Genomic DNA, 13817 nt, shown 5'->3' with positions numbered 1-13817 from the left:
GGGCGGCCGCTTCCTCGCGCGCGTGTGCGGCGCCCGGTCGGTGTGCGACCGGACGTTCTCAATGTGCCGTGAGTGCGTATAGTCGGAAATGTCGCACTCCCAAGCATTCTGCCGCCACAGCACGAGGTCAAGCCGGTGGATGACGCAGCAGACAGCGCACAGGGCGTACCAACGGATGTGAGCTCCGGACATCACGCCGTGGTCCGCAACGACAACGGTCAGTACGCGCTCTGGCCCGCGGACTTGACCGTTCCGGCCGGGTGGCGGCAGGTGTACGGGCCGGCCGCGCGGGCCGACTGCCGGGCCTGGGTGGAGCGGGAGTGGCGGCCGGCCGGGCTGGGGTTCGCCGGCCCCGCGAGCCCCCGCCGGGCCTCGGCCGGGTTCGCCGACACGGTGCACGGACTGTTCCGCACGCGGGCGGCGCACGACCCGCAGGCACTCGCGGTGATCGCCGAGGACGCCACGCTGAGTTACCGCGAACTCGACCTGCGCAGCGACCGGTTGGCAGCCCGGCTGCGGGCGCACGGGACCGGGCCCGAGCAGGTCGTCCCGGTCTGCCTGGAGCGCGGGGGCGAGCTGGTGACCGCCTGGCTGGGCGTGCTCAAGGCGGGCGGGGCCTTCCTGCCGCTGGACCCGGCGCACCCGGAACAGCGGCTGGCGGGACTGGTCGAGGACTCCGGAGCGCGGGTGGTGGTCACCGACGGTCACAGCTTCCCCGGGGTCGCGGTGGTGCGGGTGGACGACCGGAGCGGCCCCGGAGGGGGCGAGCCCGGGGGCCGGTCCGCGCGAGCGGAGTCCCGGCCGGGCGAGGGCGCCGGCCCCGGAGAGTACCGGCTGGACGACGGCGCCGGGCCGGACGACCTGGCGTACCTGATCTACACCTCCGGCACGACCGGCCGCCCCAAAGGCGTTCCGGTCACCCACCGTGCGCTGGTGTTCACCCTCGACCGGATCGTCCACGCCTACCGGCTGTCGCCCGGCGAACGCGTCCTGCAACTGGCCGCGCTGGGCTCCGACACCGCACTGGAACAGCTGCTGGGCACGCTGCTGGCCGGCGCCACGGTCGTCCTGGGCGGCGGGAGCGGGGGCGGCGGCACCTGGGCGCCCACCGAACTGGTCGGCCGGCTGCCCGGGCTCGGCCTCGCCGTCGCCGACTTCACCCCCGCCTACTGGCACCACGTGCTCGACCTGCTCCCACCCGGCGGTCCCGGCCCCGACGGGCTGCGCCTGGTGCTGGTCGGCGGGGACGTCGTGCACACCGGCGACTGCCGCAGCGGCCTGGAGCGGCTGCCGGGCGTGCAGCTGCTCAATGCGTACGGGGTCACCGAGGCGGCCGTCACCTCCACGCTCTGCGAGGTCACGACGGAGCTGCTGGACGGCGGCGGAGCCGGCGGGAGCCCGGCCGCCGCCCCGGTGCCGATCGGGCGGCCGCTGCCGGGCGTGCGGGTGCACGTGCTGGACGCGCAGCTGCGCCCGGTCCGGCCCGGCGAGAAGGGGCAGATCCACCTCGGCGGGCCCGGCCTCGCCCGTGGCTACTGGCGGCAGGCCGGGCTCACCGCGGAGTCCTTCCTGCCCGACCCCTACGCGCCGCTGCCCGGCGAGCGGATGTACCGCACCGGCGACGCCGGGCGCTGGCGGGCGGACGGGCAGTTGGAGATCCTCGGCCGCTTCGACGACCAGGTGAAGGTGCGCGGCCACCGGGTCGACCCGGCGGAGATCGAGGCGGTGCTGGCCGCGCACCCCGACGTCCGGCAGGCCCGGGTCGCGGCGGACGGGTCGGCGGCGGACGGCAGCCGGGTGCTCACCGCGTACTACACGCTCGCGGCCGGGGCGGACGACGCCGCCGAGGGGATCCGGGCGTTCCTGGCCGAACGGCTGCCGGAGTACCTGGTGCCGGCCGAGTTCGTGCCGCTGGAGGCGATGCCGCTCACCCCCGCCGGGAAGATCGACCGGCGCCGGCTGCCGCACGCCCCGGTGCGGACGGCGTCCCGGGCGGCGGGCGGGGGCGCGAACACGAGCGCGGGATCCGCCGGGAACCGCGAGCAGACCGGGAACGACGAGCCGGCCGGGAGCGGGGAGCCGGGCGGGAGTGCCGGAGCGGCCGCGGCCGGCGGACCGGTGGGTGGCGGTGGCGGCGCGGTCGAGGAGGCGGTCGGGCACCTGTGGGCGGAACTGCTCGGCGTCGAGACCGTCGGCCCGGACGGCGACTTCTTCGCCCTCGGCGGCACCTCGCTGCTGGCCATGGAGATGCTGGCGCGCGCCCGGATCATGTTCGGCATCGACGTCGGCCGGGTGCGGGCGCTCACCCGGGCGCTGCTGCGCGAGCCCGTGCTACGGGCCTTCGCGAAGGCGCTGCAGGAGGCGCGCGCGGGCGCCGGGCCCGGCACGGCCGCCGGGGCCCGCACCGAAACCGGCCCCGGCGCGTACGCGGTCCGCGGCGAAACCGCGGTCGACTGGTTCGAGGAGGCCCGGCTCACCGACCCCGTCGGGCAGTCCTGGAGCCCCGCGCCCTCCCGGGCGGAACCCGCGGAGATCCTGCTCACCGGCGCCACCGGCTTCTGCGGCGCGCACATGCTGCACGCGCTGCTCGCCACCACCCGGGCCCGGATCCACTGCCTGGTCAGGGCACCCGACGAGGAGCACGCACTGGAGCGGCTACGAGCCACCCAGCAGCACTTCCTGCGGCACGACCTCGCCGACAGCCGGGTGGTGCCGCTGGTGGGCGACCTCACCGAGCCCCGGATCGGCCTGACGGACCGTCAGTTCGAGTGGATGGCGGGCAACCTGGACACGATCCACCACCTCGGCGGGCAGGTCAACTTCCTCTACCCGTACCACCAGCTGCGCGACGCCAACGTCGGCGGCACCCGGGAGGTCGTCCGGCTCGCCGGGCACAGCCGGGGCATACCCGTGCACTACCTCTCCACCCTCGCCGTGCTGGCCGGCTTCGGCGCCGCGGGCGTCGACAAGGTCACCGAGCGGACCCCGCTCGCCTACCCCGAACGGATCGGCGTCGGCTACGTCGAGAGCAAGTGGGTGGCCGAACAACTGCTGCACAACGCGGCCGCGGCCGGGCTGCCGGTCACCGTGCTGCGCACCAACGACGTCACCGGGGACCTCGCGAACGGCGTGATGAACACCGGCACCGAGCTGTGCGCGCTGATCAAGTACCTGGCGGACAGCGGCACGTGCCCGGACGTGCGGCTGCTGCTCGACTTCGTGCCGGCCGACCGCTTCAGCCTCGCCATCGCCCACATCGCCGCCCACGCACCCGCCGACGGCGAGGTCTACCACCTCACCTCCCCGCAGCCGGGCATCCTCGCCGACCTGGCGGACCGGCTGCGGGCGCGCGGCCACCGGATCAACCGGCTGTCGTACGGGGACTGGGTACAGGGGCTGGTCCGGTTCGCGGCCGGGAGGCCGACGCACCCGATCGCGCCGTTCGTCCCGCTGTTCGTGGACCGCGCGCCGGGATCGGAGCTGTCGATCAGCGAGATGTACTTCCGGCCGACGTTCCCGCTCTTCGACCGGGCGAACACGGACGCCGCGCTGACCGGGAGCGGGATCGAACTGCCCTCCGTGGACGAGGTGTTGATCGACCACTACCTGACCGAGCTGGAACGGGAGGGGTTCCTGGGGGCGGCCCGGTGAGCGGCGTCCACGAGTCGGCCGGCGGCGACGCCCCCGTTCCGGCTGCCGTCCCCGGTTCGGCGCCTGCTTTTGGTTCGGCCCCCGCCCGCGACCCGGTCTCCGCTCTCGACCCGGCCTCCGTTCTCGACGCGGCCGCTGTCCTCGACCGGGCCTCGGCCTTCGATGCCCTCGGCGCCGAACTCGCCCCCGGCGACGGCCCGGTGGCGTTCGGCGGCACCCTCGGGCCGGGGGAGCTGATGGCGGCGTACCGGCGCGGGCTGTTCCCGCTGCCGGCGGCGGACGTGTACGCGAGCGCGTACAACGAGGCGGTGTACGGGGACGCCGTCGAGGCAGGGCAGGTGCCGCTGCTGCCGGGCGGGGAGGACCCGTACGCGCTGGCGTGGTGGTCGCCCGACCCCCGGCCGGTGATCGCCGCCGACGGCGTACGGATCGGGAGCAGGCTGGCCCGGCGGCTGCGCAACCGGTCGGCGTGGTGGACGAGCGCGGACCGGGCCTTCGGCCGGGTGCTGGAAAACTGCGCCGAGCGGCGTCAACCGGCCTGGCTCACCGAGGAGTTGATGGCGGCGCTGACGCGCCTGCACGCGCTCGGGGCGGCCCACAGCGGGGAGGTGTGGGAGGGGGAGGAGTTGATCGGCGGGGTGTTCGGGGTCGCGGTCGGTGCGGTACTGAGCCTCGACTCGATGTTCCACCGCCGCCCGGACGCCGCCAGGGTCGCCGTCGCCGACCTCGGCGCCCGGTTCGGCGCGGTCGGCGGGCGGCTGCTCGACGTGCAGTGGGACGGTCCGCACGTGCGCAGCCTGGGGGCGCAGCCGCTGGCGCGCTCGCGCTACCTCGCGGAACTGGCCGGCGCGACGGGGGCGCCCGGGGCGGTTGCCGGGGGCGGGGCGGTTGCCGGGGTAGGGGAGGCTGGTGGGGCCGGGGCGGTTGGTGGGGCCGGGGCGGGCCGGCGGCCGGCGGGGTTGTTGCCGGCCGAGCCGCTCCCGGTGTCGCGCCTCGGGTGACCTGCGGTTAAACCGGCGTTGGCCGGGGGTTTGGCCTGTCTTCGACAAAGTTATTCCTCGTCAGTAACATGGCGCCGCGTGTTCAAGAGTTCGATAGGCAGGGCCGCGGGCCCCGCCGTCCTCACCCTCATCCTCGCCGGGGCCGCCGCGTGCGGGCCGACCAGCCCCGGCCCCTCCCAGACCGGCGCCGCCCCCGCGGCCGCCACCGCCGCCGACGCCGGCACGCCCGCCGCCGGGGGCAGCCCGGCCGCGGCGGCCCCAGCCGCCGGCACCCCGCGTGCCAAGGCGGCCTCGCCCGCCGCGGGCCGTCCGACCGCGGGTGCGTCGGTGCCCGTCACCGCCGCCCCGGCCGGGGACAAGCAGGCCGCGATCGGCAGCCCCGGCAAGGACGGCGCCGCCGTCACCGCGGCGACGAAGAGCCTGCAGCTGACCGCGTACGACCCGGCGGGCGGCACGGCCGTCCTGACGGCGGCCGGCGGTCCGGCCCCGACCGCTACGGCGGCCCCGACCGCCCCGACCGCCCCGACCGCCCCGACCGCCCCGACCGCCCCGGGTGCCACGGCGGCCCCGGCCTCGCCGAGCGCCGCGCCCGGCGCCGCCGCCTCGGCCGCGGCCGCCGCGGTCCAGCCCGGCCAGCTGATCGCCAGCCCGCCCACCGCCGCCGCGCCGCAGGGCGCACTGGTCGCCGTCACCGGCGTCCACCCCGGTGCGGGCAACACCGTCAACCTGACCACCCGTCCGGCCACCATCGCCGAACTGCTGGGTGGCACCGAGGCCGACGGCAACGTGCCCGTCGACCCGCACGGCATCACGGTCACCCCGCTGGTCAAGGACCTCAAGGCGACCGTCGGCGCCGACCTGAACGGCGTGAAGGCCGACGCCTCCGGCACCCTGGAGGTGAACGTCAAGGCCCCCGTGCCGCTGCCCGAGGGCGCCAGCCTGGACGCCTCCGGCTCGCTCCAGCTCCACCCGGCCGTCCACTTCGCCTACCACGGCGCCGCCGCGGGCAGCCCGCGCACCGCGTCGATCGGCTTCGACCTGGGCGCCCACGCCGAGTGGAAGGTCACCGGCGACGTCGCCCGCAACACCGGCGCGGCGCCCATCCGGGTGCCCTTCGCCAAGCTGCAGGCCAGCCCCGTCCTGACCGTCGCCGGCCTGCCGGTGGTCGTCAACCTCGGCCTGACCTGCTACCTGGAGGTCAGCGCCGACGGTCAGGTCCACCTGGAGGCCGAGCAGGACGCCGTCGGAACCTGGGCCGTGCGCGCCGACTACACCGGCGGCAAGGGCTGGACCCCGGTCACCAACGCCGACACCAAGGTCACTCCGGTGCACGTGCGGCTCAACGGCAAGGCCGGTGTGCGGGCCGCGCTCGGCGCCGAGATCAGCGTCGGCCTGTACGACACCGTCGGCGTGGAGACCACCGTCGCCCCCTACCTGAAGGCCCAGGCCGAGGGCTCGCTGATCGCCGATTCCTCCGGCAACCCGCCGCAGGTGCAGGGCAGTTGGTCGCTGGTCGGCGGCGTCGACCTGAACGGGGCGCTCACCGCGCACCTGAAGGTCTTCGGCACCCCGATCATCGAGGGCAAGCTGCCGCTGCCGCCGTTCCACCGCGAATGGCCGCTGATCGGCGGCTCCGCGACCCTTCCGGCGCCGAAGCCCAGCGCCAGCTGACGCAGCGTCATGTCACCTGTGCCCCCTGGCCGGTCCCCGGCCAGGGGGCCTCTTCGCTCCGTGCCGGTTGTCGGGATGCGCTCCCGCCTGCCGCCTGCCGCCTGCCGCCTGCCGCCTGCCGCGGGGCCGACGGCCGACCGGCCGACCGGCCGACGGTGCTCCGACCCACCGGCGTAGTCGCGTGGGGCTCTTCCCATCGCCACCGTCCACCTGCATCCTGATGGCCGCAACGGTCTGACGGGGTGGGGATGGGCGAGCGGGGCGAACGGGGCGAGCGGTGCCGGGTCGAGAACGTGATCGACAACGGGACGTTCCACGGTCCCGTCGTCCAGGCCGGGAAGGTGTGGATGCTGTTCGGCTCCGGGCAGGGGCCGTTGGTGGTCCTGGCGACGGTGATGGCGCTGATCGCCGCCGTCACCACCTACCTGGTGCTGGGCCGGGACGACGGCGCCGATCCGACCCTCACCGCCCGCTACGACGCGGCCCGGACGGAGACGGCGGCGATGATGCTGCCCCGGCCGTTCGGTCCGCCGTGCCGGCCTCGGTCTCCGGCTGCCCGGCCACCTGGGCCTGGCTGCACACGCAGGGCGGCCTCGACGTGGGCACCTCGCACCTGGTGGTCGAGGCGACCGGCGGCCGCGGACACACCGTCGCCATCCGGTCCCTGAAGGCCACCGTCGTCGGCACGGCGCAGGACCCGCCGGCCGGAACCATCGCCTACTGCCCACCGCAGGGGTTGGGTGCCGCGCTGGAGCTGGGCATCGACCTGGACTCCGCCGACCGCGTCGCCCTGATCGGCACGGCCACGGGCGAGACCTCGTACGCGCCGTTCTTCAGGGACAAGTACCTGTACCTGGAGGACCGGAAGCCCGAGGAGGTGGAACTCGGCGTCCTCGCGACGAGCAAGAGCTACGAGTACGTCCTCACCGTCGAGGGCTCGATGGACGGCAAGCCCCGGACCTGGACCCTCAAGGACGGCGACCGGCCGTTCCGGGTCACCGGAATCCGCACCGACCTCCCCTCCGACCTGCGCGGCGACGCCACGGTCTGGGTCACCGAGTACGGCGTGCACGTCCCCCCGCCCTTCCGCTGCAACCCGTGCTCCAACGACGGCGCGCCGGTTGCGGGCACCTCGGTGCCCGCGGCGCCGAAGGGATCGGCGCCGTCGCCGGGCTCGCCGCCCCCGTGGGCCGCTCCGGCCGGACGCCCGAGCGCGCCCGCACCCCCGCTGACCGTGGTCCCGCAGGACCCGGAGTCCGTCGCCCTCGCCTGGATCGTCACCGCCAACAGCTTCGACGTGCGGCGCGGCGACACCGGGCTGGGCGCCGTCCTGCCCCGACTGCGGCCGTACATGACGCCGAGGGCGGCGCAGGAGGCACAGGCGGAGGCGGCCGGCGGCCCGAAGCCCGACAACCCGGACTGGCCGCCGGAGGTGATCGCCCGCCGAGGCTGGTCGGCGGTCTCCTCCGCCTCGGCGGCCCTGGTGGTGGCGGACAGGCACCTCACCGGGCAGCAGCCGGGGCAGAGCGCGACCGTGCGCATGGCGGTGGAGGTCACCTACCGGGCCGACGACGGGTGGTCGCGGAGCGGCCCGGGTCTGTTCGTCGGACAGCTGATCCTGCAGCGGCAGTCCGACGGCACCTACCTGGTGGACGCCTTCCGGCGCGGCGCGTAGGTCGTGCGCCCGGGCCCCGCTCCGGTTCCCGGCCGTCTGCTGTCGCGCACCGTCCGGCGGCCCGCCGTGCCGGTCGGGCCCGTCGGGTCTGTCGGACCGGTCGGACCGGTCGGACCGGTCGGGCAGAATCGGCGGCATGAGCTACCACTACGAGGTCGTCCTCGGCTGCTTCCTGCGGGACGACACCCCCGGTGAGGTCCTGGACGCCCTGCGGTGGCACCTCGGCCTCGCCGACGAGCGCCCGGCCGGGCTCGACCCGGAGGAGCACGAGTACCGGATGCTCGACCCGGATCCGGAAAGCCGCCTGCCCGGAGGGGACTTCGCGGCCCTGCGGCTCCAGGGCCGGGGCTTCACCGCCGACGGTCCGCAGGAAGCCTGGGGCCTGTTCAGCCGCAACCTCTGGCTCGACGACATGATGGGCGACCTCGCCACCCTCCTGGACCTGATCGCGCCGCACGTCCGGGAACCCGGCCACGGCGGCCACGTCCGCGAGGAGTTCGACACCGAGCCGAACGCCATCACCTTCCGGGACGGCACGTACGGGCCGCTGACGTTCTGAGCCCGTCCGTGCCGGTGTCGGGTCGGCGCGGGTGCTGACCGGCTCCGAATGATCCGTCAAGTGCTCGGCGCAGGAGAACAGTTCGCTCCCTGCTCGGGGTGTGGGACGGGCTGGTCGGGTCGTAAGGTACGTGACCATGAGCATCGAGGAGCTGGGCGGCCGAGTCGAGCGGGATCCGAGTCTGCTGCGGGCCTCGCACGCGGACCGGGACCGGATGGTGGAGATCCTGCGGGACGCGGCGGCGGACGGCCGGTTGGACGCCGAGGAGCTGGAGGAGCGGCTGGAGCGCGCGCTCACCGCGCGCACCTTCGCGGACCTGGCGCCGCTGACGGAGGACCTGCCGGTCGCGCCGCTCGTCCCGCCGACGGTGCCAGCCCGGCTCTTCGCCGTGCCGGACCACGCTTCGCTTCCCGCGGCGGCGGCGCCGGCGGCGATGGCGGCGACGCCGGCGTCCGTGCCGGCCACGGCGGGCGGGGACGCGGAGCGGTGGCAGGTGACCGGTCACCGGTTGCGCCGGGAGGGTGCGTGGGTGGTGCCGCGCACCATCGAGCTGGAGGTGTACGGGGGTTCGGCGCGGCTGGACTACACCCTGGCGCGGCTGCCCGGGGGCGGGCACAGTTCGATCCGCATCGATCTGCACGGAGGGAACGTGCGGCTGCTGCTGCCGCCGGGCGTCGCGGTGGACCTGAGCGGTATCACGACGTTCGGCGGCAAGGTCCGCGACCACGCCTCCCGGCACGCGCCGCCGGGGGTGACGGTGACGCACGTGATCACCGTGACGGGGTCGACGTACGGCGGGAACCTGCGGGTGGACGCCTTGCGCGCCAAGTAGTCGATGGCGGGCCGGAGGCCATGAGTTCGCCTCATCCGTCGTGTACGGCGCAGGCTGGATATCATCACCCGATGATCACTTCCAGCGCTCGTACCACGGTCTTCGACATCGACGGCACGCTCTGCTTCGACGGCCGGTCCATCGACGGCCGGATCATCGCCGCCGTCGAGGCCTGCGAGCGGGCCGGCCACCAGCTGGTCTTCGCCTCCGCCCGGCCGGTCCGGGACCTCCTGCCCGTCCTCGACGGGGCCTTCCCCTCCGCCGTGCTGATCGGCGGGAACGGCAGCCTGGTCTCGGTGGACGGCCGGGTACGGGCGCGGGCGACGTTCGGCGGCGGCGAACTCGCGGACCTGCTGGCGGAGGTCGAGCGGTACCGGGCTGAGTACCTCGCCGACGGACCCTGGGACTACGCCTACACCGGGCCGGCCGACCACCCGATCCGCAGCCGCGTCGACCAGGGCAACCTCGCCCGCAAGGTCGAACTCGCCGACCTCCCGGCCGTGGTGAAGTTCCTCGTCGTCGGCGCGACCGACCTGCTGGCCCTGGCCGAAGCGGGCCGCGCCCTCGGGATGACCGTCAACCACCACCTCGACGAGGCGATCATCGACTTCGCCCCCGGTGCCACGACAAAGTGGGAGGCATTGGCCTCGCTGGGGATCGACGCGTACAACGCCTTCGGCAACGACATCAACGACCTCGACCTGCTGCGCCACGCACGCCACTCGGTGCGGGTGGGCGCCCACCCCGGCCTGGACGGCATCGCCCGGGTCACCGTCGCGCCCGATCCGGAGGCCGTCGCCGCCGAGATCTCCCGCCTGGCGGCAGCCGCACCCGTGCACTCGGCGGCTGACAAGATCCGGCAGTTCGAGGACCCGGGCCGCTGACCCGACCACCGGGCCGGCTCCGTCGACGTCGGCCCGCGTATGAGTTCGTCGCATGTCAGTCGGCCGATGAGTCCGGCTCATGTCCTCCTGCTCATGAGGCCGGCTCATGTCGGGACTCATGAGCGCGCCTCATGTCGGCTCTCCCATGAGCCCGGCTCATGTCGCGAGGGCGGCGGAGGTCCGGCGGAATCTCCCCTACCCTTCCTCCATGCTGTCTGTGGTGGTGGCCCCCTGGGCGGGCGAGGCAGAGCCGGTGTTCGTGCGCAACCCGGACGTCCTGCACGACGCGGCGAGCACGATGAAGGTCGCCGTGCTCGCAGCGCTCTGTCGCGGTGGGGTGAACCTCGGCGCCGAGGTTCCGGTGGTGAACCGTTTCACGTCTGCTGTCGGCGGCGAGTTCCGCAACGACCCGGAGTACGACAGCGACCCGCTTCCCTGGGAGTTGCTGGGCGCGCACGTTCCGCTCAGCCTGCTCGCCGAGCGGATGATCACCCATTCCTCCAATCTCGCGACCAACCTCTGCCTGGCCCGCACCACCCCGCAGTCCATCGCCGAGGTGTGGCGCCGCGCCGGAGCCACCCGCAGCTCCACCCCGCGCGGAATCGAGGACTACGCGGCGCGGGCCGCAGGCGTCAACAACCTGGTCAGCGCCCGTGACCTCGTTCGGCTGTTGCACTCCCTCGCCGGCGAGCCCGAACTCCTCGCTCTCCTCGAAGACAACGACTTCCGGGTGGACCTCGCGGCCGGCCTCCCCCCGAGCACCCGGATCGCCTTCAAGAACGGCTGGATCCCCGGAGCCCGCCACTGCGTCGGCCTCGTCCACCCCTACGACTGCCCGCCCTACCTGCTCGCCGTCTGCTACACCGGACCGCTCGCCAACGGTGCCGACCGGGCCGATCCGGCTGCCCGCCTGCTGGCACGGATCTCGGCGGCGGTGTGGCGTCGGCGCCATGAGATCCGCTCATCCCCGCGCGGAGCATGACGAACGGTCATGCCGTGGCGCGGCGCAGGTGGCGGCTCATGTCGCCGACCAGGGTGATACGGACCCGGCGCTCCGTGAACCGCCACCGGCCGTCCCGGCGTTCGAACCGGTCGTGGTAGCGACCGGCGGCGATGGTCTGCAGCGGGAAGTCGGGCAGGGCCTGCAGCACGGTGACGTACGAACGCGCGACCGCCGTGCCCGCCGGTTCGTCCACCTCGACGGCGGTGTTGGTGGTGACGTGGTGGGTGCGCGGAGTGCCGTCGGCGTAGACGATGAGGGTGTCCCGGAACAGCCGCTCGATCGCCTCGCTCCCGCGCACCGGTGCGCCGCTGCCGGTGAAGGCGGCGTCGGCGAGGAGGGCACCCAGGCCCGCGAAGTCGCCGTCGTCGACGAGTTCGGCGTAGCGGGCGATCAGGTTCTCGACGGCGCGGTGGCTCGCCGCCGGATCGGTGGACGGGTCGGTGGGTGCGGACATCGGTCCTCCTCGGGCGGGACGGGTGGCACGAGCGGGTGGTGCGAGCGGGTGGTGCGAGCGGACGGTACGAGTGGGTGGCACGAGCGGGTGGTGTCGGCGAGTGGGACCACCCTCCCGTGCACAGGACACCAGGCACATCGGTCATCCGACTGTCGACCATCGGTGGGAGAACCGTTCCGCCCGTCACACTTCCCGCCCGGGATCCGTCGGTGAAGCAACACACACCGACACACGGAAGGACGGCGCGATGCTGGCCACCGTCATGTACGTCACGCTCTACGTCACCGACCAGGACCGCGCGCTGAGGTTCTACACGGAGCAACTGGGCCTGGAGAAGCGCATCGACTTCCCGGCTCCGGGCGGACGGTTCCTCACCGTCGGCGCCCCCGGCAGCCCGGTGGAGATCGTCCTGTGGGCGCTCACCGCGGCAGCGGGCCGGCCGGTGGAGGTGGGTCCGAGTGGCGCGCCCGGTCCGGTCATCCTCGAATCGGACGATCTGCGGGCGGACTTCGAGGTCTTCCGCGAGCGCGGTGTGGTCTTCGACGCGGACGAGCCGGAGGAGTACGGGTTCGGCCTGCGCATCGAGGCCGTGGACCCGGACGGCAACCGCATCTCGCTGCGCGAACGCGGCCGGGCGGGCCGCGGCGACGGCTGACGAACGGAGTGGGAAGTCGGCCGGCCCGACTTCCCGCTCCGCCGTCCCGGGCCATCGCGGGTCCGGTCCCGACGCCACCGGAAAGCCCGCGGGTTCGGTAAGCCGGTTACTGGTAGACCGGTAGCCGGCAAACCGGTAACGGTGAACCGGCAACCGATAACCGGTAAACCCTCCGTCGAATCCGTGGACGATCTGCGAGACTCATGGGCCGGCGACCACGATGCGTGGAGGGGCGGCGAGTGGACCTGGTGTCGGCAGCCGGATGGGGAGCAGTCGGCGGGCTGATCGCGGAGTTGTGCATCGGCTTCCAACGCGTGCTGACCTGGCAGCGCAAGCGGCACGCGGCACGGGCGGCGGGCCGCAGACTCCCGCCGTTCAAGAGGTACTTCGATCCGGTGGCGGATCCGCTGGCGGCCGCGCTGCGCGGGCTGATCGGGGCCGGGGCCGGTCTGCTGGTGCACGGTCAGGTGAACGGGTTCCTGCCGATCGTGGCGACCGGCTACGCGGGGATGGAGTTCCTGCAACGGCTGCCGTTGCTCTTCGGGCACGGGCTCACGGAGAGCGAGGAGCCGGAGCGGCCCGCCGCCGGCGCCGACGGTCAGGAACCGCAGAAGGCCGTGGAGCGGAGGACCCCGTGATCGGCTCGCTGACGACACGCTGTCTGGCCGCGCTGGCCGGCCGGGGCGTCGGCGTGCCCGAACGGCGGTGGCAGGGCTACTCGCTGGGCCGGCGGCTGCGGGCCTCGCTGTTCAACCTGCCGTTGGGCCCGCTGGCTTCGGCGCCGCCGCAGGCCCGTCCGAGGAAGGAGCGTCCGCAGGCGCCGACGCTGGCGGACCTCGCGGACCGGTGGATCCTGCGGACACCGGCGCAGCGCCTGGCGCACCGCGGACTGCTCTGCGACGTCCTTGCGTCGGTCCGGCTGCTGGTGAACGAGGCGACGTTGCTGATCGGTCCGGCGGTCGCGGGAGGGGACGAGCGGGTCGTGGACTTCGGTCTGCACGCCCGCACGATGCTGCGACGGATCCTCGATCCGGACCTTCCCGCGGGGGAGGGCGCCGCCCTGCTGGAGCGCTTCACGCTCGACGCGCAGGAGATCCTCCGGCGCCGCGGCGTTCCCTGGGGCGTCGTCAACGACCTGTGGTTCGAGCCGGTGGCGGACCGGGCGCGGGCAACGGTGCGGGAGTTCGCCCGGGGGGCCGCCCTCCTGGCGTCGGTGGCCGACGAGTTCCTCGGGGCGGACCTGCGGGCGATGGGGGCGCTGGACCACGTCCGGCTCGAAGGCGTCCGGTGGGACGCCGACACCCGGTGGCCGCCGGGGTGGGCCGGGCGGATGCGCGGGGCGTCGGAGGAGGACCGGCCGGGCTCGGGCGTGTTCGTCGTGGTGGCCGAGCCTTCGGGGGAGCCGGCCATGGCGCCGGACTCCCCCGACTGA

General features: G+C 74.4%; 12 protein-coding genes. 11 read left to right on the top strand and 1 reads right to left on the bottom strand.

Translation table 11 applies throughout. The annotated features are described in order from the left end of the window. Nucleotides 1-177 precede the first annotated feature (177 nt). From ABT048_RS01110 to ABT048_RS01075, 8 genes are all read left to right on the top strand, one after another. On the top strand, nt 178-3651 hold the full coding sequence (locus ABT048_RS01110; RefSeq protein WP_350519157.1) for an amino acid adenylation domain-containing protein: 3474 nt from the start codon (nt 178-180) through the stop codon (nt 3649-3651). Then, entirely contained in the window at nt 3648-4652 is a 1005-nt protein-coding gene (locus tag ABT048_RS01105) for a leucyl/phenylalanyl-tRNA--protein transferase (RefSeq protein WP_350519156.1), read from the top strand. The genes ABT048_RS01110 and ABT048_RS01105 overlap by 4 nt, the downstream gene beginning before the upstream one ends. A 78-nt stretch (nt 4653-4730) precedes the next feature. Further along, a complete protein-coding gene (locus ABT048_RS01100) occupies nt 4731-6323 on the top strand; it encodes a hypothetical protein (protein WP_350519155.1) in 1593 nt (530 codons plus the stop codon). 532 nt (nt 6324-6855) lie between these two features. Beyond that, a complete protein-coding gene (locus tag ABT048_RS01095; RefSeq protein ID WP_350519154.1) occupies nt 6856-7998 on the top strand; it encodes a hypothetical protein in 1143 nt (380 codons plus the stop codon). A gap of 136 nt (nt 7999-8134) precedes the next feature. Beyond that, nucleotides 8135-8557: a hypothetical protein gene (locus tag ABT048_RS01090; protein WP_350519153.1), complete on the top strand. Its 423-nt coding sequence runs from the start codon at nt 8135-8137 to the stop codon at nt 8555-8557. 136 nt (nt 8558-8693) lie between these two features. Beyond that, nucleotides 8694-9389, top strand: coding sequence for a DUF1707 SHOCT-like domain-containing protein (locus ABT048_RS01085; protein ID WP_350519152.1), 696 nt, complete (start codon nt 8694-8696; stop codon nt 9387-9389). Between the two features lie 71 nt (nt 9390-9460). Beyond that, the gene (locus tag ABT048_RS01080) at nt 9461-10273 is read left to right on the top strand and encodes an HAD hydrolase family protein (RefSeq protein WP_350519151.1); all 813 of its coding nucleotides are present in this window, start codon (nt 9461-9463) and stop codon (nt 10271-10273) included. Nucleotides 10274-10481: 208 nt separating this feature from the next. Further along, nucleotides 10482-11255, top strand: coding sequence for a serine hydrolase (locus ABT048_RS01075; protein WP_350519150.1), 774 nt, complete (start codon nt 10482-10484; stop codon nt 11253-11255). A gap of 7 nt (nt 11256-11262) precedes the next feature. Here the strand turns inward: ABT048_RS01075 and ABT048_RS01070 are convergent, their stop codons facing one another. Beyond that, nucleotides 11263-11730, bottom strand: coding sequence for a nuclear transport factor 2 family protein (locus ABT048_RS01070; protein ID WP_350519149.1), 468 nt, complete (start codon nt 11728-11730; stop codon nt 11263-11265). A gap of 247 nt (nt 11731-11977) precedes the next feature. Between ABT048_RS01070 and ABT048_RS01065 the strand changes: the two genes are divergently transcribed. The 3 genes from ABT048_RS01065 to ABT048_RS01055 all read left to right on the top strand — a co-directional run bounded on the left by ABT048_RS01065 (nt 11978) and on the right by ABT048_RS01055 (nt 13817). Continuing rightward, nucleotides 11978-12385: a VOC family protein gene (locus tag ABT048_RS01065; RefSeq protein ID WP_350519148.1), complete on the top strand. Its 408-nt coding sequence runs from the start codon at nt 11978-11980 to the stop codon at nt 12383-12385. A gap of 239 nt (nt 12386-12624) precedes the next feature. Beyond that, nucleotides 12625-13023: a hypothetical protein gene (locus ABT048_RS01060; protein WP_350519147.1), complete on the top strand. Its 399-nt coding sequence runs from the start codon at nt 12625-12627 to the stop codon at nt 13021-13023. Then, nucleotides 13020-13817 carry a hypothetical protein gene (locus tag ABT048_RS01055; RefSeq protein WP_350519146.1) on the top strand — a complete coding sequence of 266 codons (798 nt, stop codon included), beginning with the start codon at nt 13020-13022 and terminating at the stop codon, nt 13815-13817. Before ABT048_RS01060 ends, ABT048_RS01055 begins: the two co-directional genes overlap by 4 nt.

The sequence above is a fragment of the Kitasatospora sp. NPDC096140 genome, from assembly GCF_040303045.1.
Classification (GTDB): domain Bacteria; phylum Actinomycetota; class Actinomycetes; order Streptomycetales; family Streptomycetaceae; genus Kitasatospora.
The sequence above is the reverse complement of the archived record's forward strand: the minus strand, read 5'-3'. Positions and strand labels throughout refer to the sequence as shown.